Annotated in this window: 22 protein-coding genes; 13 read left to right on the top strand and 9 right to left on the bottom strand. The window is 59.2% G+C overall.

All coding sequences use genetic code 11. The features are described 5' to 3' along the window. Window positions 1-58 precede the first annotated feature (58 nt). From ACOYXJ_RS04275 to ACOYXJ_RS04265, 3 genes are read left to right on the top strand one after another with little or no spacing between them, the layout of a single operon-like run. Complete coding sequence (locus ACOYXJ_RS04275; RefSeq protein ID WP_007914329.1) at window positions 59-1,240, top strand: amino acid ABC transporter permease; 1,182 nt, start codon at window positions 59-61, stop codon at window positions 1,238-1,240. Window positions 1,241-1,250: 10 nt separating this feature from the next. Beyond that, window positions 1,251-2,345: an amino acid ABC transporter permease gene (locus tag ACOYXJ_RS04270; protein ID WP_007949911.1), complete on the top strand. Its 1,095-nt coding sequence runs from the start codon at window positions 1,251-1,253 to the stop codon at window positions 2,343-2,345. 11 nt (window positions 2,346-2,356) lie between these two features. Beyond that, a complete protein-coding gene (locus tag ACOYXJ_RS04265) occupies window positions 2,357-3,121 on the top strand; it encodes an amino acid ABC transporter ATP-binding protein (protein WP_008080191.1) in 765 nt (254 codons plus the stop codon). A gap of 52 nt (window positions 3,122-3,173) precedes the next feature. Here the strand turns inward: ACOYXJ_RS04265 and ACOYXJ_RS04260 are convergent, their stop codons facing one another. Together ACOYXJ_RS04260 and ACOYXJ_RS04255 are read right to left on the bottom strand one after the other, a co-directional pair. After that, window positions 3,174-3,659 carry a type II TA system antitoxin MqsA family protein gene (locus tag ACOYXJ_RS04260; protein WP_134174754.1) on the bottom strand — a complete coding sequence of 162 codons (486 nt, stop codon included), beginning with the start codon at window positions 3,657-3,659 and terminating at the stop codon, window positions 3,174-3,176. Continuing rightward, entirely contained in the window at window positions 3,656-3,967 is a 312-nt protein-coding gene (locus ACOYXJ_RS04255; protein ID WP_150792420.1) for a type II toxin-antitoxin system MqsR family toxin, read from the bottom strand. Before ACOYXJ_RS04255 ends, ACOYXJ_RS04260 begins: the two co-directional genes overlap by 4 nt. 166 nt (window positions 3,968-4,133) lie before the next feature. Here ACOYXJ_RS04255 and ACOYXJ_RS04250 point away from each other — a divergent pair, with 166 nt between their 5' ends. The 5 genes from ACOYXJ_RS04250 to ACOYXJ_RS04230 all read left to right on the top strand — a co-directional run bounded on the left by ACOYXJ_RS04250 (window position 4,134) and on the right by ACOYXJ_RS04230 (window position 8,127). Further along, window positions 4,134-4,793 carry a FadR/GntR family transcriptional regulator gene (locus ACOYXJ_RS04250; RefSeq protein ID WP_460368069.1) on the top strand — a complete coding sequence of 220 codons (660 nt, stop codon included), beginning with the start codon at window positions 4,134-4,136 and terminating at the stop codon, window positions 4,791-4,793. Continuing rightward, window positions 4,783-6,087 carry a CynX/NimT family MFS transporter gene (locus ACOYXJ_RS04245; protein ID WP_460368067.1) on the top strand — a complete coding sequence of 435 codons (1,305 nt, stop codon included), beginning with the start codon at window positions 4,783-4,785 and terminating at the stop codon, window positions 6,085-6,087. Before ACOYXJ_RS04250 ends, ACOYXJ_RS04245 begins: the two co-directional genes overlap by 11 nt. A 207-nt stretch (window positions 6,088-6,294) precedes the next feature. Next, complete coding sequence (locus ACOYXJ_RS04240) at window positions 6,295-6,765, top strand: nuclear transport factor 2 family protein (RefSeq protein ID WP_460368065.1); 471 nt, start codon at window positions 6,295-6,297, stop codon at window positions 6,763-6,765. 39 nt (window positions 6,766-6,804) lie between these two features. After that, window positions 6,805-7,107 (top strand): GIY-YIG nuclease family protein, encoded by a 303-nt coding sequence (locus ACOYXJ_RS04235; RefSeq protein WP_008083651.1) that lies wholly within the window; start codon window positions 6,805-6,807, stop codon window positions 7,105-7,107. Window positions 7,108-7,191: 84 nt separating this feature from the next. Then, on the top strand, window positions 7,192-8,127 hold the full coding sequence (locus ACOYXJ_RS04230; RefSeq protein ID WP_460368062.1) for a glutathione S-transferase family protein: 936 nt from the start codon (window positions 7,192-7,194) through the stop codon (window positions 8,125-8,127). A gap of 102 nt (window positions 8,128-8,229) precedes the next feature. Here ACOYXJ_RS04230 and ACOYXJ_RS04225 read toward each other — a convergent pair whose 3' ends face one another. Together ACOYXJ_RS04225 and yejK are read right to left on the bottom strand one after the other, a co-directional pair. Beyond that, window positions 8,230-8,580 carry a glutaredoxin family protein gene (locus ACOYXJ_RS04225; protein ID WP_008083649.1) on the bottom strand — a complete coding sequence of 117 codons (351 nt, stop codon included), beginning with the start codon at window positions 8,578-8,580 and terminating at the stop codon, window positions 8,230-8,232. Next, entirely contained in the window at window positions 8,580-9,584 is a 1,005-nt protein-coding gene (gene yejK, locus ACOYXJ_RS04220) for a nucleoid-associated protein YejK (RefSeq protein ID WP_007909053.1), read from the bottom strand. The genes ACOYXJ_RS04225 and yejK overlap by 1 nt, the downstream gene beginning before the upstream one ends. A gap of 395 nt (window positions 9,585-9,979) precedes the next feature. Here yejK and ACOYXJ_RS04215 point away from each other — a divergent pair, with 395 nt between their 5' ends. Then, complete coding sequence (locus ACOYXJ_RS04215; protein ID WP_003221909.1) at window positions 9,980-10,261, top strand: HU family DNA-binding protein; 282 nt, start codon at window positions 9,980-9,982, stop codon at window positions 10,259-10,261. Window positions 10,262-10,453: 192 nt separating this feature from the next. Here ACOYXJ_RS04215 and rlmF read toward each other — a convergent pair whose 3' ends face one another. Beyond that, on the bottom strand, window positions 10,454-11,473 hold the full coding sequence (rlmF, locus tag ACOYXJ_RS04210) for a 23S rRNA (adenine(1618)-N(6))-methyltransferase RlmF (RefSeq protein ID WP_460368059.1): 1,020 nt from the start codon (window positions 11,471-11,473) through the stop codon (window positions 10,454-10,456). 214 nt (window positions 11,474-11,687) lie between these two features. On the opposite strand from rlmF, the gene ACOYXJ_RS04205 reads away from it, so the two are divergent. After that, window positions 11,688-12,107 (top strand): hypothetical protein, encoded by a 420-nt coding sequence (locus ACOYXJ_RS04205; RefSeq protein WP_460368057.1) that lies wholly within the window; start codon window positions 11,688-11,690, stop codon window positions 12,105-12,107. Between the two features lie 58 nt (window positions 12,108-12,165). On the opposite strand, the gene ACOYXJ_RS04200 is transcribed toward ACOYXJ_RS04205, so the two are convergent. From ACOYXJ_RS04200 to ACOYXJ_RS04185, 4 genes are all read right to left on the bottom strand, one after another. Continuing rightward, the gene (locus ACOYXJ_RS04200; protein ID WP_460368055.1) at window positions 12,166-15,012 is read right to left on the bottom strand and encodes a valine--tRNA ligase; all 2,847 of its coding nucleotides are present in this window, start codon (window positions 15,010-15,012) and stop codon (window positions 12,166-12,168) included. Between the two features lie 194 nt (window positions 15,013-15,206). Beyond that, window positions 15,207-15,602 (bottom strand): DNA polymerase III subunit chi, encoded by a 396-nt coding sequence (locus tag ACOYXJ_RS04195; protein ID WP_150792426.1) that lies wholly within the window; start codon window positions 15,600-15,602, stop codon window positions 15,207-15,209. A gap of 8 nt (window positions 15,603-15,610) precedes the next feature. Then, window positions 15,611-16,039, bottom strand: coding sequence for a DNA polymerase III subunit chi (locus tag ACOYXJ_RS04190; RefSeq protein ID WP_460368052.1), 429 nt, complete (start codon window positions 16,037-16,039; stop codon window positions 15,611-15,613). Between the two features lie 60 nt (window positions 16,040-16,099). Continuing rightward, the gene (locus ACOYXJ_RS04185) at window positions 16,100-17,590 is read right to left on the bottom strand and encodes a leucyl aminopeptidase (RefSeq protein ID WP_150729526.1); all 1,491 of its coding nucleotides are present in this window, start codon (window positions 17,588-17,590) and stop codon (window positions 16,100-16,102) included. A 576-nt stretch (window positions 17,591-18,166) separates the two neighbouring features. Between ACOYXJ_RS04185 and lptF the strand changes: the two genes are divergently transcribed. The 3 genes from lptF to lepA all read left to right on the top strand — a co-directional run bounded on the left by lptF (window position 18,167) and on the right by lepA (window position 22,315). After that, window positions 18,167-19,288, top strand: a complete 1,122-nt coding sequence (gene lptF / locus ACOYXJ_RS04180; RefSeq protein ID WP_064393278.1) for an LPS export ABC transporter permease LptF — start codon at window positions 18,167-18,169, stop codon at window positions 19,286-19,288. Further along, entirely contained in the window at window positions 19,281-20,342 is a 1,062-nt protein-coding gene (gene lptG / locus ACOYXJ_RS04175) for an LPS export ABC transporter permease LptG (protein ID WP_102900609.1), read from the top strand. Before lptF ends, lptG begins: the two co-directional genes overlap by 8 nt. A 173-nt stretch (window positions 20,343-20,515) precedes the next feature. Continuing rightward, entirely contained in the window at window positions 20,516-22,315 is a 1,800-nt protein-coding gene (gene lepA / locus ACOYXJ_RS04170; protein ID WP_460368049.1) for a translation elongation factor 4, read from the top strand. Window positions 22,316-22,320: the final 5 nt, after the last annotated feature.

The following is a 22,320-nucleotide window of genomic DNA, read 5'->3' as shown; positions in this document are numbered from 1 at the left end:
TCACCCGGCGGGCCAACCGCCGGGTGATGTTCTTGTTCCATTTTTTCCGGGGCACTTCATGCAAAATTCAATCGGCGCACCAAAGCAGAGGCTCAGCCTCAGCGATCCACGAGTGCGTGCGTGGCTATTCCAGATCATCACCGTTGTGGCGGTGGTCTCGCTGGGCTGGTACCTGTTCGACAACACGCAAACCAACCTTCAGCACCGGGGCATTACCTCCGGTTTCGGCTTTCTGGAGCGCAGTGCCGGGTTCGGCATCGCTCAGCACCTGATCGACTACACCGAAGCGGACAGCTATGCCCGTGTGTTTGTCATCGGTCTGCTTAACACTTTGTTGGTGACCGTGATCGGCGTGGTTCTGGCGACGATCCTCGGCTTCATCATCGGTGTAGCGCGGCTGTCGCAGAACTGGATCATCAGCAAACTGGCGACCGTGTATGTGGAAGTGTTCCGCAACATTCCGCCGCTGCTGCAGATCCTGTTCTGGTACTTCGCGGTATTCCTGACCATGCCGGGGCCGCGCAACAGCCATAACTTCGGCGACACCTTTTTCGTCAGCAGCCGGGGCCTGAACATGCCGGCCGCGCTGGCGGCTGATGGTTTCTGGGCGTTCGTGATCAGCATCGTGGTGGCCATTGTCGGCATCGTGCTGATGACGCGCTGGGCCAACAAGCGCTTTGAAGAAACCGGCGTGCCGTTTCACAAGTTCTGGGTTGGCCTGGCGATTCTGCTGGTGATCCCGACCTTGTGCGCACTGATCTTCGGCGCTCCGCTGCATTGGGAAATGCCCGAGCTCAAAGGCTTCAACTTTGTTGGCGGCTGGGTGCTGATCCCGGAGCTGCTTGCCTTGACCCTGGCCCTGACCGTGTACACCGCGGCGTTCATCGCCGAGATCGTGCGTTCCGGGATCAAGTCGGTCAGCCATGGCCAGACCGAAGCGGCGCGTTCCCTCGGCCTGCGCAACGGCCCGACCCTGCGCAAGGTGATCATTCCGCAAGCCCTGCGCGTGATCATTCCGCCGCTGACCAGCCAATACCTCAACCTGGCGAAAAACTCTTCGCTGGCGGCCGGTATCGGTTACCCGGAAATGGTGTCGCTGTTCGCCGGCACGGTGCTTAACCAGACCGGTCAGGCGATCGAGGTGATTGCCATCACCATGAGCGTGTACCTGGCGATCAGTATCAGCATTTCCCTGCTGATGAACTGGTACAACAAGCGCATTGCGCTGATCGAGCGGTAAGGAAAAGCGCATGAGTACTCATACTTTCAAACCCGACATGCCCCCACCGAACAGCAGCATCGGCGTGGTGGCGTGGATGCGCGCGAACATGTTCTCCAGCTGGCTCAACACCCTGCTGACGCTGTTTGCGTTCTACCTGATTTATCTCGTGGTGCCTCCGATCCTCAGCTGGGCGATTGTCGATGCCAACTGGGTCGGCACCACCCGCGCCGACTGCACCAAGGAGGGCGCCTGCTGGGTGTTCATTCAGCAGCGTTTCGGCCAGTTCATGTACGGCTACTACCCGACGGAACTGCGCTGGCGCGTCGACCTGACCGTGTGGCTGGCGGTGATCGGCGCGGCGCCATTGTTCATCTCGCGTGTGCCGCGCAAAGCGATCTACGGGCTGAGCTTCCTGGTGTTGTACCCGATCATTGCCTTCACCCTGCTGCACGGCGGTTTCGGTCTGACCCCGGTGGCGACCAGCCAGTGGGGCGGCCTGATGCTGACTCTGGTGATCGCCACCGTCGGTATCGCCGGTGCCTTGCCGCTGGGGATTGTGCTGGCGCTGGGTCGACGTTCGAACATGCCGGCGATTCGTGTGGTCTGCGTGACCTTCATCGAGTTCTGGCGCGGCGTGCCGTTGATTACCGTGCTGTTCATGTCTTCGGTGATGCTGCCGCTGTTCCTGCCGGAAGGCATGAACTTCGACAAACTGCTGCGGGCACTGATCGGCGTGATCCTGTTCCAGTCGGCCTATGTCGCCGAAGTGGTGCGCGGCGGTCTGCAAGCGATTCCCAAAGGTCAGTACGAAGCGGCTGCGGCGATGGGGCTCGGTTACTGGCGCTCGATGGGCCTGGTGATCCTGCCGCAAGCCCTGAAGCTGGTCATTCCCGGCATCGTCAACACCTTCATTGCGCTGTTCAAGGACACCAGTCTGGTGATCATCATCGGCCTGTTTGACCTGCTCAACAGCGTCAAACAAGCCGCTGCCGATCCGAAATGGCTGGGCATGGCCACCGAAGGCTACGTGTTCGCCGCCCTGGTGTTCTGGATTTTCTGTTTTGGTATGTCGCGCTATTCCATGCATCTGGAACGCAAGCTCGACACTGGCCACAAGCGTTAGGAGTTGTGTAAATGAGTGAAGCAATCAAAAAGCCTGTAGGTCCTGAAGGCATTATTCAGATGCAGGGCGTCAACAAGTGGTACGGCCAGTTCCACGTGCTCAAAGACATCAACCTCAACGTCAAACAGGGCGAGCGTATCGTCCTGTGCGGGCCGTCGGGTTCCGGCAAATCGACGACGATTCGTTGCCTCAATCGTCTGGAAGAACACCAGCAGGGCCGCATCGTCGTCGACGGCGTGGAACTGACCAACGACCTCAAGCAGATCGAAGCGATCCGCCGCGAAGTCGGCATGGTGTTCCAGCACTTCAACCTGTTCCCGCACCTGACCATTTTGCAGAACTGCACCCTGGCGCCGATGTGGGTACGCAAGATGCCCAAGCGCAAGGCCGAGGAAATCGCCATGCATTACCTGGAGCGCGTACGCATTCCGGAGCAGGCACACAAATTCCCGGGGCAACTGTCCGGTGGTCAGCAACAGCGTGTGGCGATTGCCCGCGCCCTGTGCATGAAGCCGAAAATCATGCTGTTCGATGAACCGACTTCAGCGCTCGATCCGGAAATGGTGAAAGAGGTTCTGGACACCATGATCGGTCTGGCTGAAGACGGTATGACCATGCTCTGCGTGACCCACGAGATGGGTTTTGCCCGCACCGTGGCCAACCGCGTGATCTTCATGGACAAAGGTGAAATCGTTGAGCAGGCGGCGCCGAACGACTTCTTCGATAATCCGCAGAATGAGCGGACGAAGTTGTTCTTGAGTCAGATTTTGCATTGATGGTTTGTGTGTAGATCAAACCCGGCCTTGTGCCGGGTTTGTTTTTTGTGGCTCAGGAGGCGGTGAGAGGTTCTTGTTCTTTGTGCTCTGTGAACTTGAAAGCGCCTCTCAAATCAGCCCCTTCGGCCAAGACTCTCGCGTCGGCAAGCAAGTGTGGATAGCGATCCAGCAGACGCATGAGCAGCATCAATGCTTTCGGCGGAAGTACCTCGCCGCGTTCGTATCGTGAAAATGCGTTGTGCCCGCCCCCTGAAAGCAATTGCACCGTTTCCTTTTGCGTCAGGTGCAGTTTGCGACGGATCTTTTTCATTTCGTCACCTACCATTTTTCTACAGGCGATAACGAGTTCATCGCATGCGTCGGAATACCGCTGCCCGCACTCATCGTCCAATTCGACCTCACCGCACTTCTGGCACTCCCAGCCCGATAAATCGTCGATCCGACGCTCCATTCCCTTGGCGCTCACGGTTTCGCCTCGACCCTTGAAATGCACCATGCCTTCCGGAGCGCCGCAACTGACACACTGCTGCGTATTCATGAATCGTTCTCCTTGAAAGAGATCACGGGTGGGCGCCTGTCGTAGTGATATGACACCTTGATGTAAATCTCCAAACCATGTGATTGGATGTGATAGACGTCTTGCCAAATACGGTGATCGTCATAAGTCGTCATCGATTTGTACAACATGCTGCGCTGCAGCTTGAGAACGATTTCTTGCATCTCTTCGAGAGTGAGTTTGAGTGCAGTGCCCGTTTTTCTTGCCGTGTGCGTGAAAGCCCTCCAGCCAAGTCGCCTGACATCCGCCTTGATCACCGCCAAGTCGTAATGGGGTGTGTTCTTCTCCATAAGAAACCAAAACCCTGTCCCTGAAATTACCCTTAAAGGGTTATTTTGACCAATCGAAAATGCCGCTCCATGTGTCTCCGATTGACCCTAGGTGGTTGCCGTCCTACACGGGTCTGACTAACATGTCAGAAAATTCATCCTATGATTGGATGAAAGGGCGAATCCTATGTCAGACATTTCTCCACTCGTTAAGCGATCCCTGGTCGATCAGGCCTTGGATCAACTCCGTCAGCGCATCAACAGCGGTGCCTGGCAGGTTGGCGAGCGTTTGCCGACCGAACCCGAGCTGTGCGCCGAGCTGGGCATCAGCCGCAACACCGTGCGCGAAGCCATGCGCGTGCTGGCGTTTTCAGGGCTGATCGAGATTCGTCAGGGCGATGGCAGTTACTTGCGTGCGGTGGTCGATCCGCTCGATACGCTAAAGGCGTTGTCACGCTGCTCGCTGGAGCAGGCGCGGGAAACCCGGCACATCCTCGAAGTCGAGGCCATCGGCCTGGCGGCGTTACGTCGTACCGAAGAAGACCTCGTCGCATTGCGTGAGGCGCTCGGCACCAGCGGCAGCCACTACCACGGCGACCTCGACACCTACATCGCCTGTGATCTGGTGTTCCACCGTCGTCTGGTCGATGCCGCGCACAACCCGACCCTCAGCGAGTTGTATCGCTATTTCTCCAGCATCGTCGGCGCGCAGTTGCGCCAGACGCTGAACATCGTCCCGCGCCGTCAGGAAGTGTTCGATCTGCACATCGAGTTGCTCGATGCGGTCGAGCAACGCGACCCGGAACGGGCCAAAGCCTTGTCGAGGCAATTGATCAATGAACCTTGAAACCGAGAAATCCATGTCCCGCAACGAGATATCCACAACCCCCAAGCGCACGGCAGAACTCGAAGAACTGCTGATCGACGCCGAGGCTGACGACGAGCAAGTGCAACAAAGCCATCCACTGGTGCGCCGGCCGTGGCTGTTGCTGCTCGGCTTGATTCTGGTGGCGCTGAATTTGCGCCCGGCGCTGTCGAGCATGGCGCCGCTGCTCAGCGACGTTTCCAAAAGTCTCGGCTTGTCGGCAGCTCAGGCGGGTTTGCTGACCACCCTGCCGGTGCTCTGCCTCGGTTTGTTTGCGCCACTGGCGCCGATTCTGGCGCGGCGTTTCGGCGCTGAACGGGTTGTGCTGGGGATTCTGCTGACACTGGCTGGCGGGATCATTTTGCGCAGCAACTTTGGCGAGATCGGCTTGTTCGCCGGCAGCGTATTGGGCGGCGCCAGCATCGGTATCATCGGTGTTCTGCTGCCGGGGATCGTCAAGCGCGACTTCGCCAAACACGCCGGCACCATGACCGGCGTCTACACCATGGCGCTGTGCCTGGGCGCGGCGATGGCGGCCGGTTCCAGCGTGCCGTTGAGTGAACACTTTGGTCACAGTTGGGCGATGGGCCTGGGTTTCTGGGTGATTCCGGCACTGGTTGCGGCGGTGTTCTGGCTGCCGCAAGTCGGGCAAAAGCATGGCGCGCACAACGTCGCCTATCGCGTGCGCGGTCTGCTGCGTGATCCGCTGGCCTGGCAGGTGACCTTGTACATGGGCCTGCAATCGTCGCTGGCCTACATCGTCTTCGGCTGGTTGCCGTCGATCCTGATTGGTCGCGGCCTGACGCCAACCCAGGCCGGTCTGGTGTTGTCCGGTTCGGTGATCATTCAACTTGCCAGCTCGTTGGCCGCACCATGGCTGGCCACTCGCGGCAAGGATCAGCGTCTGGCAATCGTCGTGGTCATGGCGCTAACCCTTGGCGGTCTGTTCGGTTGCCTGTATGCGCCGATCGAAGGCCTCTGGGGCTGGGCGATTTTGCTGGGTCTGGGGCAGGGCGGTACGTTCAGTCTCGCGTTGACGTTGATTGTGCTGCGTTCGCGCGATTCCCATGTCGCGGCGAACCTGTCGAGCATGTCTCAGGGCTTCGGTTACACCCTCGCGTCCATGGGGCCGTTTGCGGTCGGCGTGGTGCATGACTGGACCGGCGGTTGGAATGCGGTGGGCTGGATCTTTGGCATCATCGGTACTGGTGCGATCATCGCCGGGCTTGGTGCCGGGCGGGCGCTGTATGTGCAAGTGCAAAGCGAGAAGATCTAAACACCGCTTATGACTGTGGGAGCGAGCCTGCTCGCGAAGGCCATTGAACATTCAACATCTGTGTTGGCTGACACTCCGCTTTCGCGAGCAGGCTCGCTCCCACATTGGTTTCGTGTGTTGCCGGTATTCGTTCTGCGAATGCCGATAGTGTTTCTGCGCATTGCGGATTATCGTGCTGGCACTCTGTACCTATTTTGGAGTTTGCCCATGAGTGAAGCCCACGCCGCGTTGATCACCCGTTTCTATCAGGCCTTCCAGCGCCTGGATGCCGAAGCCATGGCCGCCTGCTACACCGACGACGTAGTATTCAGCGATCCGGCCTTCGGTGAACTGCGCGGGCGCGATGTCGGCGACATGTGGCGCATGCTCACCACACGCGCCAAGGACTTCTCCCTGACCTTCGACAACGTCCGCGCCGACGAGCGCAGCGGCGGCGCACATTGGGTCGCGACCTACCTGTTCAGCCAGACCGGCAACATCGTCATCAACGATATCCAGGCCCGTTTTGTCTTTCGTGACGGCAAGATCTGCGAGCACCACGACCACTTCGATCTGTGGCGCTGGTCGCGTCAGGCCTTGGGCTTCAAGGGTCTGTTGCTGGGCTGGACGCCGTTGGTGCGCAACGCCGTACGCGCTCAGGCGCTGAAGGGACTGAAGGCATTCCAGGCCGGTCGCTGATAAGATCGCCGCCTGTTTCCTACACGTCTTGATCCCGAAGTGACCAGCCTTAGCGAAAAATCTGTCGATGTTGCCGAACCGGTGAGCAAATCCTGGTTCGTCTACCTCGTTCGCGCCGCCAATGGTTCGTTGTACTGCGGGATCAGCGACGATCCGGTGCGCCGTTTCGCCAAGCATCAAAGCGGCAAAGGCGCACGGTTCTTCCTCTCCAGCCCGGCGATGGCGCTGGTCTACACCGAGCTGTGCCGCGATAAAAGCGATGCGTTGCGCCAGGAACGGTTAATCAAAAAACTCAGGAAGAGCGCGAAGGAATGTCTGGTCGCGTCTTATCAATCTGACTGATTGGTTCCCATCAGGCAGATCTGTAGGCTGCTAAGCAAATGCACGCTAAGCTGCTGGCTCACTATCTGAGCGGCGGAGCCGAGCATGTCCGAGTTGATTCTCCATCATTACCCGACCTCTCCATTTGCCGAGAAGGCCCGCCTGCTGCTGGGCTTCAAAGGCTTGTCGTGGCGCTCGGTGCACATCTCGCCGGTGATGCCGAAACCGGATCTGACCGCCCTGACTGGCGGCTACCGCAAGACCCCGGTGTTGCAGATTGGCGCGGACATCTATTGCGACACATCGCTGATCGCCCGTCGTCTGGAGCAGGAAAAAGCCTTGCCGGCGTTCTTCCCCGAAGGTCAGGAATTCACCGCAGCGAGTTTTGCCACATGGGCTGATTCGGTGGTGTTTCAGCATGCGGTGAGCCTGGTGTTTCAACCGGAGTCGGTGGCGGTGCGTTTCGCCAAGCTGCCGCCGGAAGCGATCAAAGCTTTTATTGCCGACCGCGCTGGTCTGTTCTCGGGTGGCAGTGCCACACGTCTGTCCGCTGAGCAGGCCAAACATCAATGGCCGACGATCATGGCCCGTCTGGAGCAGCAGTTGCAGCGCGAGCAGGGGGACTTCCTGTTCGGCGAGCCGTCGATTGCCGACTTCGCGCTGGCGCATCCCATGTGGTTCCTGAAGGCCACGCATGTCACGGCTCCGCTGGTGGATGAGTATCCGGCTGTTTCGGCCTGGTTGGGACGAGTGCTGGGCTTTGGCCATGGCGCAGCCAGTGCGATGACGTCGGAAGAGGCGCTTGAGGTTGCACGCAACGTGACACCGGCGGCATTGCCGGATGAGCAGTTCGTAGATCCGAATGGGTTCAAGGCTGGTCAGCAGGTGGCGATTGCCGCGACCGATTACGGGGTTGATCCGGTGGTGGGGGAGTTGCTGTTTGCCGGTCGCGAAGAGTTGATCATTCGTCGTGAAGACGAACGTGGCGGTGTGGTGCATGTGCACTTCCCGCGATTTGGTTTCCGTATCGAAGCCCGCTAAAGATCCATTGTGGGAGCGAGCCTGCTCGCGAAAGCGCTGTGTCAGACAACAACAGTGTTGAATGATCAGCCGTCTTCGCGAGCAGGCTCGCTCCCACATTGGTTACTTCAGGGCGGCGAGGATTTCGTCCGGGTCGAATCCGCGAATCAACGTGCCGTTCACATCAATCAGCGGAATCCCGCGCCCACCCAATGCCTCGTACGCCTTGCGCGCTTCGGCATCCTTCTCGATATCGAACTCCTTGAACGCAATCCCCTTGCTGTCGAGAAAGCGTTTGGTCTGCTTGCAGTAGCCGCACCAGTCGGTGGCGTAGAGCACGACGTTGGCTTGCGCGCGCGTCTGCTCTGCAACCATCTGCGACGGATTGAACACCCGCTCGATCTTGCCCCAGTTCTGGTAAACCACGACCACCAGCAGAACCAGCGCAACCTTCTTCAGCACATTGCCGAGCATCAGTTGCGCCGCTTCAACTGATCAGTGAGCGACGTTGGCAAGCCCTTGATCACCAATGTGCCGGCTTCCTCGTCGTATTCGATCTTCGAGCCCAGCAGGTGCGCTTCAAAGCTGATCGACAGGCCTTCTGCGCGACCGGTGAAGCGGCGGAACTGGTTGAGCGTGCGTTTGTCCGCCGGAATCTCTGGCGACAGACCGTAGTCCTTGTTGCGGATGTGATCGTAAAAGGCTTTCGGCCGTTCTTCGTCGATCAGCTCGGACAGCTCTTCCAGGCCCATCGGTTCGCCGAGCTTGGCCTGGCTGCTGGCATAGTCCACCAACGTCTTGGTCTTCTCGCGGGCGGATTCTTCCGGCAGGTCTTCGCTTTCTACGAAGTCGCTGAAAGCCTTGAGCAGCGTGCGCGTCTCGCCCGGGCCGTCGACGCCTTCCTGGCAGCCGATGAAGTCGCGGAAGTATTCCGAAACCTTTTTGCCGTTCTTGCCCTTGATGAACGAGATGTACTGCTTGGACTGCTTGTTGTTCTGCCACTCGGAAACGTTGATGCGCGCGGCCAGGTGCAGTTGACCGAGGTCGAGGTGGCGCGACGGGGTCACGTCCAGCTCGTCGGTCACCGCCACGCCTTCGCTGTGGTGCAGCAGGGCAATTGCCAGGTAATCGGTCATGCCTTGCTGATAGTGAGCGAACAGCACGTGGCCACCCACGGACAGGTTCGATTCTTCCATCAGCTTTTGCAGGTGCTCGACCGCGACTTTGCTGAACGCGGTGAAGTCCTTGCCGCCTTCCATGTATTCCTTCAGCCAGCCGCTGAAGGGGAATGCGCCGGATTCCGGATGGAACAGACCCCAGGCTTTGCCCTGTTTGGCGTTATAGCTCTCGTTGAGGTCGGCGAGCATGTTCTCGATGGCTGCAGACTCGGCCAGTTCCGTGTCACGGGCGTGCAGAACTGCGGGTGTGCCGTCGGGTTTTTTGTCGATCAGGTGGACGATGCAATGACGGATCGGCATGGGCTTCTCGGCTGTTGGATGGGAGGAGGGCAGGCTCCCCCGAAAAAGCGCTAAGTGTACCGCAACCACTGGTTTTGGCGCGGGTTGTAGGGCGAAACCGGGGCGCACGACCGGCCTTATGCAGTTTTTTACCGATTTAGAGCAATAAAGCTGACCAAATGGGTAGCTAGAGGCGGATATTTCCCCGTCTCTGTGCTAGTTTTGCCCGGTCTTACGCGAAGTCACTGCGTTAAGCGTGCAATCAGCATTTGTCAGGTCGAACCAAACCCTGATTTCGGCATCTATAACCCGACTCGTCGTGGTTATCGCCGAGGGTGCCAGATCCAGAAGATCGGGCTCGATGGCTGACACTGCACTCTGCAATCCATATGAATTTGATAGGGAAGGAACACTACATGGCTCTTACTAAAGACCAACTGATCGCCGACATCGCTGAAGCTATCGACGCGCCGAAAACCACCGCGCGTAACGCTCTGGACCAACTGGGCCAAATCGTTGCCGATCAGCTGGAAAACGGCGGCGAAATCACCTTGCCAGGTATCGGCAAGCTGAAAGTGACCGAGCGTCCTGCCCGCACTGGCCGTAACCCTTCGACTGGCGCTGCCATCGAAATCCCTGCGAAGAAAGTGATCAAGCTGGTTGTGGCCAAAGGCCTGACCGACGCTGTGAACAAGTAAGACGCGGCAATAAAAAACCGTGCTCCGGAGTGATCCGGGCACGGTTTTTTTGTGTCTGCGATTTGGTGGCTGAATCGCAGGGCCAATGTGGGAGCGAGCCTGCTCGCGAATGTGGTGGATCAGTCGATATTGAAGCTAACTGACACGCCGCCTTCGCGAGCAGGCTCGCTCCCACAGGGGATCTTCGGTGTCTTAGCGTACCCAGCGCTCGCGGCGCCAGATCTGCTGCTCGGACTTGGTCTGGAACGTCCAGGCGACGAAACGGCTTTGCTTCTGACCTTGGGACATCTCGACGACCTGGCTTTCCAGCACGCCGGCCTTTTTCAGCGCGGTTTCGATGGCCGGCAAGTTCGAAGCTTTCGACACCAGCGTGCTGAACCACAGCACCTTATGCTGGAAGTTCGCGCTCTCGGCGATCAGTTGCGTCACGAAACGTGCTTCGCCACCTTCACACCACAGCTCGGCCGACTGTCCGCCGAAGTTCAGCACCGGCAGTTTGCGTTTCGGGTCAGCCTTGCCCAGCGCACGCCATTTGCGCTCGCTGCCCTTGGTCGCTTCATCCATCGAAGCGTGGAACGGCGGATTGCACATGGTCAGGTCAAAGCGCTCACCCGGTTCCAGCAAGCCGATCAGGATGTGCTTGCGGTTTTCCTGCTGGCGCAGCTGGATAACCTTGTTCAGATCGTTGGACTGGACGATGGCACGGGCGGCAGCCACGGCCGTCGGGTCAATCTCCGAACCAAGGAAGTGCCAGCGGTATTCGCTGTTGCCGATCAGCGGATACACGCAGTTGGCGCCCATGCCGATGTCCAGCACGTTGACGATCGCGCCGCGCGGGACCTTGCCGTCGTTCATGCTCGCAAGCAGATCCGCGAGGAAGTGCACGTAATCGGCACGGCCAGGCACTGGTGGGCAGAGGTAGTCCGCCGGGATGTCCCAATGCTGGATGCCATAAAACGACTTGAGCAGCGCCCGGTTGAACACGCGCACCGCATCGGGGCTGGCGAAGTCGATGCTTTCCTTGCCGTACGGGTTGGTGATCACGAACTTCGCCAGTTCCGGCGTGGTTTTGATCAGCGCCGGGAAGTCGTAACGACCCTGATGGCGATTGCGCGGGTGCAGGCTGGCCTTTGCACGCGGCTCGACGGTCTTGGCCGGGGTCGCGGAGTCAGGCTTCTTGCGCGCAGGTTTGGGGGTGCGGGGGGCGTTCATGGGCGTGATCGATTCGGGTATGGCTGAAAGTGGCGGGTATTGTCCCACATCTCAACGGTGCCCGAGTAAACGAGTGGAAAAGGTATAACGATCGCAACTACCGATTCCAAATCAGTCTTGGATACCTGTCATATATGACAGTAGGCGCACTTGTGGAATGCGGCTTTACTGGCAGCGTCTTCTCCAGCCGGAGATTCTTCAGGGAGTGATTGAGATGATTCAACTTAGTGAAGCGACCTTTCCAAGTGCCAACCCGTCAGGAATTATCAATTGTGGAAGTGATCCGAGTCCCGTTAAAGGCATTCTCGTTGATATCAAAATTCCTCCGGAAGTGATGGTGGGCGACATAGTTGCCCTGACATCTCAAGCCTGTTCAGCTGTCAACGGCACGGGGCCCATTGCAGGGACGAAAGCCACTTTCACCCAACCCGTAAAACAGAGCACGAAAAAACTACAATTCAACGTTGGACCTTACGAAACATTGATCAAACCAATCCTTGGCCATGCCCAGGGGAACGGGTCGCTGCTTGTGAGCTATGTCGTAACACGAGATAACTCTGTTATCGGTACCTCACCACTGTCATTCGTCATTGTCGGGCTCATGCTACCGGATGGCGAATCATGTCCGGAGTAATACACCTGTCATAAAAAAGGGAGGCCATTGTGGCCTCCCTTTTCATTGCGATTTGCCGTTACAGGCTGGCAATCCGCGCGTGCTGTTCGGCCAGTTTGCCCAGGGCTTGTTCAGCCTCGGCCAGTTTGGCACGTTCCTTCTCGATGACTTCGGCCGGGGCCTTGTCGACGAAACCGGCGTTGGACAGTTTGCCGCCAACCCGCTGGACTTCGCCCTGCAGGCGCAGGATTTCCTTGTCCAGACGTGCCAGTTCAGCGCCCTTGTCGATCAGGCCGGCCATCGGCACCAGCACTTCCATCTCGCCAACCAGTGCGGTGGCGGACAGTGGTGCTTCTTCGCCAGCCTGCAGAACAGTGATCGATTCCAGACGTGCCAGCTTCTTCAGCAGCGCTTCGTTCTCGGTCAGACGGCGCTGGTCTTCAGCGCTGACGTTCTTCAGGTAGATCGGCAATGGCTTGCCCGGGCCGATGTTCATTTCGCCACGGATGTTGCGCGTGCCGAGCATCAGTTCCTTGAGCCATTCGATGTCGTCTTCGGCAGCCGGATCAATGCGCTCTTCGTTGGCCACTGGCCACGCTTGCAGCATGATCGTCTTGCCCTGAATGCCGGCCAGCGGCGCAATGCGCTGCCAGATTTCTTCAGTGATGAACGGCATGAACGGATGCGCCAGACGCAGCGCCACTTCCAGTACGCGAACCAGCGTACGGCGAGTGCCGCGCTGACGCTCAACCGGCGCGTTCTCGTCCCACAGCACTGGCTTGGACAGTTCCAGGTACCAGTCGCAGTACTGGTTCCAGATGAACTCGTACAGCGCTTGCGCCGCCAGGTCGAAACGGAACTGATCGAGTTGACGGGTCACTTCGGCTTCGGTGCGTTGCAGCTGCGAGATGATCCAGCGATCCGCCAGCGACAGCTCGTAGGCTTCGCCGTTCTGACCGCAGTCTTCGCCCTTGTCCAGAACGTAACGCGCGGCGTTCCAGATCTTGTTGCAGAAGTTGCGATAGCCTTCAACGCGGCCCATGTCGAACTTGATGTCACGACCGGTCGAGGCCAGCGAGCAGAAGGTGAAGCGCAGGGCGTCAGTGCCATAGCTGGCGATGCCGTCGGCGAACTCGTCGCGGGTCTGCTTCTCGATCTTCTTCGCCAGTTTCGGCTGCATCATGCCGGAGGTGCGCTTCTGCACCAGGTCTTCCAGCTCGATGCCGTCGATGATGTCCAGCGGGTCCAGGACGTTGCCCTTGGACTTGGACATCTTCTGGCCCTGGCCATCACGCACCAGACCGTGCACATAAACGGTCTTGAACGGAACCTGCGGGGTGCCGTCCTCGTTCTTGATCAGGTGCATGGTCAGCATGATCATCCGGGCAACCCAGAAGAAAATGATGTCGAAGCCCGTCACCAGCACGTCGGTGGAGTGGAATTTCTTCAGGAATTCAGTCTGCTCAGGCCAGCCCAGGGTGGAGAAGGTCCACAGGCCAGAACTGAACCAGGTGTCGAGTACGTCGTTGTCCTGTTGCAGCGCAACGTCCGGGCCGAGGTTGTGCTTGGCCCGCACTTCGGCTTCGTCGCGACCGACGTAGACCTTGCCCGACTCGTCGTACCAGGCCGGAATCCGGTGGCCCCACCACAGCTGACGGCTGATGCACCAGTCCTGGATGTCGCGCATCCACGAGAAGTACATGTTTTCGTACTGCTTCGGCACGAACTGAATGCGACCGTCTTCAACGGCAGCAATCGCAGGCTCGGCCAAAGGCTTGGTCGACACGTACCACTGGTCGGTCAGCCACGGCTCGATGATGGTTCCGGAGCGGTCACCTTTCGGCACTTTCAGGCCGTGGTCGTTGACGCTGACCAACAGGCCAGCGGCATCGAATGCAGCGACGATTTGCTTGCGCGCTTCGAAACGCTCAAGACCGGCGTACTCAGCCGGAATCGCGCCATCGACGCTGTCGTTCAGCGTGCCGTCGAGGTTGAACACCTGCGCTGCCGGCAGCACGTTGGCGTTCTTGTCGAAGATGTTCAGCAGCGGCAGGTTGTGGCGCTTGCCGACTTCGTAGTCGTTGAAATCGTGGGCCGGGGTGATTTTCACGCAGCCGGTGCCGAATTCAGGATCGCAGTAATCGTCGGCGATGATCGGAATGCGGCGGCCAACCAGTGGCAGCTCGACGAATTTGCCGATCAGGGCTTGATAGCGCTCGTCGTTCGGGTTCACCGCAACGGCGGAGTCGCCGAGCATGGTTTCCGGACGGGTGGTCGCGACGATCAGGAAATCGTTGCCATCAGCGGTTTTCGCGCCGTCGGCCAGCGGGTACTTGAGGTTCCACAGGAAGCCTTTCTCGTCGTGGTTTTCCACTTCGAGGTCGGAAATCGCCGTGTGCAGTTTGGTGTCCCAGTTGACCAGACGCTTGCCGCGATAGATCAGACCGTCTTCGTGCAGGCGCACGAACGCTTCTTTAACCGCTTCCGAGAGGCCATCGTCCATGGTGAAGCGCTCGCGGCTCCAGTCAACGGACGAACCGAGGCGGCGGATCTGACGGCTGATGTTGCCGCCGGACTGATCCTTCCACTCCCAGACTTTCTCGAGGAATTTCTCGCGGCCCAGATCGTGGCGATTCTGGCCCTGGGCTTCGAGTTGACGCTCCACCAGCATCTGCGTGGCGATACCGGCGTGGTCGGTGCCCGGTTGCCACAGGGTGTTGCGACCCTGCATGCGGCGGAAACGGATCAGGGCGTCCATGATCGCGTTGTTGAAACCGTGACCCATGTGCAGGCTGCCGGTGACGTTCGGCGGCGGGATCATGATGGTGTAGGAGTCGCCCGCGCCTTGCGGGGCGAAGTAGTTCTCGGACTCCCAGGTGTTGTACCAGGAAGTTTCAATGGCGTGCGGCTGGTAGGTCTTATCCATGCGCGGCGGGACCCTATTGGCATTTATTCAGGAAAAGCCGGGAAGTATAGCGGGGCATGGGGCCGAGGGCGAGCGGGGCGGGCCGGATGGAGATCTAAATGTAGGAGCTGCCGAAGGCTGCGATCTTTTGATCTTGTCTTTAAAAAACAAAGGTCAAAAGATCGCAGCCTGCGGCAGCTCCTACACGGGGTGCGTTATTCGTACTGGCTGAGCAGCCGTTCCATGCGCGCGTCGAGACGGCGTTTGATTTCGGTTTCGATGTGCGGCGCGAAGTCGTCGATCACGTCTTGCATGATCAATTGCGCGGCGGCGCGCAGTTCGCTGTCCAGGTGGAGCAGGGCGTCCGGACCTTTATCCACAGGCGCGGCGGGTTGCGCGGCGGGTGTCGGAGCTGGCGCGGGAGGCGGTTCGACGGCAGCCGGCTCGTTGCCGACCGAATCGAACAGCATCGGAATCTGTTCCTGTTCGCCATCATCGACCGTATCGGTCAACAGAGGTGGTTGCAGGTTGTCATCGCCGAGCAACTGGCGGATCGATTCGAGATCGTCCAGCAGGTGAGTTGGCTTGTGCTGCGGTTTCGGAGTGTCCATTGGAATGCTCAGAGTCGCTGTAAACGGTGATCTTGCAGAGGATAGCCCTGTTCGCGGTAGAAACGGAAACTCTCCCGCGCGGCCGCCCGAATCGTCGGATCTTCGACCACCACTTCCGCCACGCGGGCGAATTTGCTGGCGAAGGCCGGGACTTTCAGGTCGAGATTGACCAGTAAATCCTGATGCTGACCGCAGTCTTCACCCAATCCCAGCACAATCAAACCGTCCGGTTCGCTGTCAGCCGGGCCATGCGGCACAAACGTTTCGCCCTTGAATGTCCAAAGGCGCGCATCGAGATCATCGCGCTGAGCCGCATCGCTGCAATGCAGGTAGATGCGGTGCCCCATGCGCCAGGCTTTCTCGGTGAGCTTGCAGGCAAAGTCCAGGCGAGCCGAAGGGTCGGCGCTGGGCAAAATATAAAAGTCGACTTTGGTCATTGCGGTTCCAGAGCGGCAAGCGGCATCGCCCGAGGGTGACGCCGCCGCCCGTCAGCGGGTTCAGGCTTTGGCGCGATCCAGCAGGTACTGGGTCAGCAGAGGTACTGGACGGCCGGTTGCGCCCTTGTCCTTGCCGCCGCTGGTCCACGCGGTGCCGGCGATGTCCAGGTGCGCCCAGTTGAGGTTCTTGGTGAAGCGCGACAGGAAGCATGCGGCCGTGATGGTGCCGGCTTTCGGCCCGCCAATGTTGGCGATGTCGGCGAACGGGCTGTCCAGTTGCTCCTGGTATTCGTCGAACAGCGGCAATTGCCAGGCGCGGTCGTCGGCAGTCTGGCCAGCGCTCAACAGTTGGCCGATCAGTTCGTCGTTGTTGCCCAGCAGGCCCGAGGTGTGCGCGCCCAGAGCAACGACGCAAGCGCCGGTCAGTGTGGCGATGTCGATCACCGCTTGTGGCTTGAAGCGCTCGGAGTAGGTCAGCGCGTCACACAGCACCAGACGGCCTTCGGCGTCGGTGTTGAGGATTTCCACGGTCTGGCCGCTCATGGTGGTGACGATGTCGCCCGGACGCGTTGCATTGCCGCTCGGCATGTTCTCGGCGCAGGCGAGGATGCACACCAGGTTGATCGGCAGTTTCAGTTCAAGTACGGCACGCAGAGTGCCGAACACGGAGGCAGCGCCGCCCATGTCGTATTTCATTTCGTCCATGCCGGCGCCTGGTTTCAAGCTGATGCCACCGGTGTCGAAGGTGATGCCTTTGCCGACCAGTGCGTACGGCTTCTCGGATTTCTTGCCGCCGTTGTATTGCATGACGATCAGGCGCGGCGGTTGCTCGCTGCCCTGGCCAACGGCGTAGAACGAGCCCATGCCCAGGGATTTGATCTTCTTCTCGTCGAGTACTTCGACTTTCAGATCCTTGAACTCTTTGCCCAGATTCTTCGCTTGTTCGCCGAGGAAGGTCGGGTGGCAGATGTTCGGCGGCAGGTTGCCCAGGTCGCGGGTGAACGCCATGCCGTTGGCGATTGCAGTGGCGTGGTTCACCGCGCGCTGCACTTCAGCTTGCGCTGCCTTGATGGTGAGCAGGGTGATTTTCTTCAGGGCGCGCGGTTCGGCTTTCTGGCTCTTGAACTGGTCGAAGGTGTATTCGCCATCGACCAGGGTTTCTGCCAGCAGACGGGTTTTGCCGTAGCTGTCGCGGTTTTTGACAATAACTTCATCCAGCGCCAGCACGGCGTCGCTGCCGCCCAGGCCCTTCAGGGTGTTGAGGATGCCAGCCACGATTTTACGGAACGGACGGTCGCCCAGTTCTTCATCCTTGCCCACGCCGACCAGCAGCACGCGCTCGGCTTTGAGGTTCGGCAGGCTGTGCAACAGCAGGCTTTGACCGACTTTACCAGCCAGATCGCCACGCTTGAGTACGGCGCTGATCGCGCCACCGCTCAGTTCGTCGACTTGTTTGGCGGCGACACCGAGTTTGCGGCCTTCGCCGACAGCAACCACCAGGGTGGCGGTTTTCAACGTTTCTGGGCTAACGCTTTTTACAACCAGTTCCATGTCCGGATCCCTGAATGAATGGTCAACACGCAGGCGTTCGACGGTGTCCGCCGTCGCCTGCTTATAGATAGAAGAGGCGCAGGCCAAAGCCTGCGACAAGGGCCGCAGTTTGAACCCCGCTCCCCGCACCTGACAACCCTAGGGGGCGTTCTCAATTGGTTTCCACGCCGCGTTGTCGCCTTAAAGCCAGCCAGGCAAGGCGCAGGCCGCTGGGAATGGTTGTTCCCTTTCCAAGGCCTGCAACGCAGACTGGCCGGCTTTAAGGCACAACCCGAAGGGCCGGGCCTGCTGTTGTGCAGGGCTGCGTTGCTCGAAGCTTATTTGGAATGACCAAACCACGCTTCTCGCGCCTTGCCCTGCACAACAGCAGACCCGGCGCGGTGTGAAAACTAATTGAGAACGCCCCCTAGGTTGTACGATCTGCAAAGGATTACAACGATGGATGAGTGTGCGCAGTGACAGGCGCCCTCAATCACAGGATAATGCCGCATCTTTTTTCGACGGCTCTGCGTTGCGGGCCGGTCGATGTGTTTGCTTGTTTGGCCGCCTTAGCCTGACAACCCTGGAGTGTCTGGTTTGATCGTCTTCCGTTATCTGTCCCGCGAAGTCCTGTTGACCCTCAGCGCCGTGAGTGCCGTGCTGTTGGTCATCATCATGAGCGGTCGCTTCATCAAATATCTGGCTCAGGCCGCTGCCGGCCAGCTCGATCCGGGCTCGCTGTTCCTGATCATGGGCTTTCGTCTGCCGGGTTTTCTGCAACTGATTCTGCCGCTGGGCCTGTTCCTCGGGATCCTGCTGGCGTACGGTCGGCTGTACCTGGAAAGCGAGATGACAGTGCTTTCGGCCACCGGCATGAGCCAGCAGAAGCTGTTTCGCATGACCTTGTTCCCGGCGACCCTGGTCGCGCTGGTGGTGGCGTGGCTGAGCCTGGGCCTGGCCCCGCAAGGCGCCAACCAATTCCAGTTGCTGCTGAACAAGCAGGACGCGCTGACCGAATTCGATACCCTCGAGCCGGGGCGTTTCCAGGCGCTGCGTGACGGTACTCGGGTGACCTACACCGAAACCCTGAGTGATGATCGCGTCAATCTGGGCAGCGTATTCATTTCGCAGAAAAACCTCGGTGCCGATCAAAAGGATCGCGGGATTTCCGTGCTGGTGGCCGAAAGCGGTCGCCAGGAAGTGCGTCCCGACGGCAATCGCTATCTGATCCTCGATAACGGCTATCGCTACGACGGCAGCCCGGGTCAGGCCGATTACCGTGCCATTCATTACGAAACCTACGGTGTGCTGTTGCCCAAGCCGGACGTCAGCGAAGAAGTCACCGACCGTGACGCCATGCCGACCTCGTCCCTGCTGGGCAGCGATGACATCCGCTCGAAAACCGAACTGCAATGGCGTTTGTCCCTCCCGCTGCTGGTATTTATCGTGACCCTGATGGCGGTGCCGCTGTCGCGAGTCAATCCGCGCCAAGGGCGTTTCCTCAAGCTGCTGCCGGCGATTCTTCTTTATATGGCTTACCTGACCATCCTGATTGCCGCCCGCGGCGCCCTCGAGAAGGGCAAGATCCCGCCGGCCCTCGGCCTGTGGTGGGTGCATGCGATCTTCCTGATCATCGGTCTCGGCCTGCTCTATTGGGAGCCGCTACGCCTGAAGATGGCCAGCCGTCGCTCCGCAGCGCTGGAGGTGGCCCGTGGTTAAACTCGACCGCTACATCGGCAGCAGCGTATTCATGGCGATTATTGCCGTGCTGGCAATCATTCTCGGTCTGGCGACCTTGTTTGCCTTCATCGATGAGATGGGCGACGTCAGCGACACCTACACCCTCGTCGATGTCCTCAGCTTCGTGTTGCTGACCGCGCCGCGCCGTCTCTACGAAATGTTGCCAATGGCCGCATTGATCGGCTGCCTCATCGGTCTCGGCAGTCTGGCCAGCAGCAGCGAACTGACTGTCATGCGTGCTGCTGGTGTGTCCATTGGCCGTATCGTCTGGGCCGTCATGAAGCCAATGCTGGTGCTGATGCTGGCCGGTGTGCTGATTGGCGAATACGTCGCTCCGGCGACCGAAAGCATGGCCCAGGCCAACCGCTCGCTGGCGCAGGGCAGCGGCGACGCGCAAAGCGCCAAGCACGGTATGTGGCACCGTCAGGGTGAAGAGTTCATCCACATCAACGCCGTGCAACCGAACGGCTTGCTGTATGGCGTGACTCGTTATCACTTCGACAAGGAGCGCCATCTGCTCAGTTCGAGCTTCGCCAAAAAGGCTGAGTTCGATGGCAATCATTGGCAGCTCACCGATGTGGCGACGACCAAATTCAATGAGCGCAGCACTGAAGTCGTGAATACGCCTACCGAGCGTTGGGACGTGTCCCTGAGCCCGCAACTGCTCAGCACCGTGGTCATGGCCCCGGAATCGCTGTCGATCAGCGGTCTGTGGGGCTATATCCACTATTTGTCCGAGCAGGGCTTGAGCAATGGTCGCTACTGGCTGGCATTTTGGGTCAAGGTGTTGCAACCGCTGGTCACCGCCGCGCTGGTGCTGATGGCCATATCCTTCATCTTCGGCCCGCTGCGCTCGGTGACCCTCGGCCAGCGGGTGTTCACCGGCGTGCTGGTGGGCTTCACCTTCCGTATCGTCCAGGATTTGCTCGGCCCGTCGAGCCTGGTGTTCGGTTTCTCGCCGCTGTTCGCGGTGCTGGTGCCGGCCGGTGTCTGTGCGCTGGCGGGTGTCTGGCTGCTGCGAAGAGCCGGTTGATGACAGGCGATTGACCTGTGCTTCAAACCTTGAAAACGCCTCGGTCGACAGATCGGGGCGTTTTTGCATGCAATCCGGGTGACAGGTGAGCGTGACGCTTGCGCCGTGTATCAGGTACAATTCCCGGCTATTTTTCGGCGGGCTATGCCTGCAGCCTTTTTGAGTGTTGATCCGTGAGTGATTTGAGTCATATCCGCAATTTCTCCATCATCGCCCACATTGACCATGGCAAGTCGACGCTGGCCGATCGCTTCATCCAGATGTGCGGCGGCCTGGCCGAGCGTGAAATGGAAGCCCAGGTACTGGACTCCATGGATCTGGAGCGTGAACGCGGGATCACCATCAAGGCCCACAGCGTCACCCTTTATTACACGGCCAAAGATGGCATCAAGTATCAGCTGAACTTCATTGACACCCCGGGCCACGTCGACTTCACCTACGAAGTCAGCCGTTCCCTGGCCGCGTGTGAAGGTGCCTTGCTGGTGGTCGACGCCGGTCAAGGCGTTGAAGCCCAGTCCGTGGCCAACTGCTACACCGCGATCGAGCAGGGCCTTGAGGTCATGCCGGTGCTGAACAAGATCGACCTGCCACAGGCCGATCCCGATCGCGTCAAGGACGAGATCGAGAAGATCATCGGCATCGACGCCACCGACGCCGTCACCTGCAGCGCCAAGACCGGTCTGGGTGTCGACGAGGTGCTCGAACGTCTGGTGCACACCATTCCTGCGCCGACCGGCAACATCGAAGATCCGCTGCAAGCGTTGATCATCGACTCCTGGTTCGACAACTATCTGGGCGTTGTCTCCCTGGTGCGCGTGCGTCATGGCCGCGTGAAGAAGGGCGACAAGATCCTCGTCAAGTCCACCGGCAAGATCCATCTGGTCGACAGCGTTGGCGTGTTCAACCCGAAGCACACCGCTACTTCAGATCTGAAGGCCGGCGAAGTGGGCTTCATCATCGCCAGCATCAAGGACATTCACGGTGCACCGGTCGGTGACACCCTGACCCTGGCCTCGACCCCGGACGTTGAAGTGCTGCCAGGCTTCAAACGCATCCAGCCACAGGTTTACGCCGGTCTGTTCCCGGTCAGCTCCGACGACTTCGAGGATTTCCGCGAAGCGCTGCAGAAGCTGACCCTCAACGACTCGTCGCTGCAATACACCCCGGAAAGCTCCGACGCACTGGGCTTCGGCTTCCGTTGCGGCTTCCTCGGCATGCTGCACATGGAGATCATCCAGGAGCGCCTCGAGCGCGAGTACGACCTGGACCTGATCACCACCGCGCCAACGGTAATTTTCGAACTGGTGCTGAAAACCGGTGAAACGATTTACGTCGACAACCCATCCAAGCTTCCGGATGTGTCGTCGATCGAAGACATGCGCGAGCCGATCGTGCGCGCCAACATTCTGGTGCCGCAGGAACACCTGGGCAACGTCATCACCCTGTGCATCGAGAAGCGCGGCGTTCAAGTCGACATGCTGTTCCTCGGCAATCAGGTGCAAGTCACTTACGACCTGCCGATGAACGAAGTGGTCCTGGACTTCTTCGATCGTCTCAAATCCACCAGCCGCGGCTATGCTTCGCTGGATTACCATTTCGACCGTTACCAATCGGCTAATCTGGTGAAACTGGACGTGCTGATCAACGGCGACAAGGTCGATGCCCTCGCATTGATCGTGCACCGTGACAACTCGCACTACAAAGGTCGCCAGTTGACCGAGAAGATGAAAGAACTGATTCCTCGTCAGATGTTCGACGTAGCCATTCAGGCCGCCATCGGTGGTCAGATCGTTGCCCGGACAACCGTCAAGGCGCTCAGAAAGAACGTATTGGCCAAATGCTACGGTGGTGACGTCAGCCGTAAGAAGAAACTGCTCGAGAAGCAAAAGGCCGGTAAGAAACGCATGAAGCAGGTCGGCAACGTGGAAATTCCACAAGAAGCCTTCCTTGCCGTGCTCAGGTTGGATAGTTAGGTCCT

Source organism: Pseudomonas sp. Tul2A7 (assembly GCF_054790505.1).
Note: the sequence above shows the minus strand (reverse complement) of the source record. Positions and strands in the feature narration are given on the sequence as shown.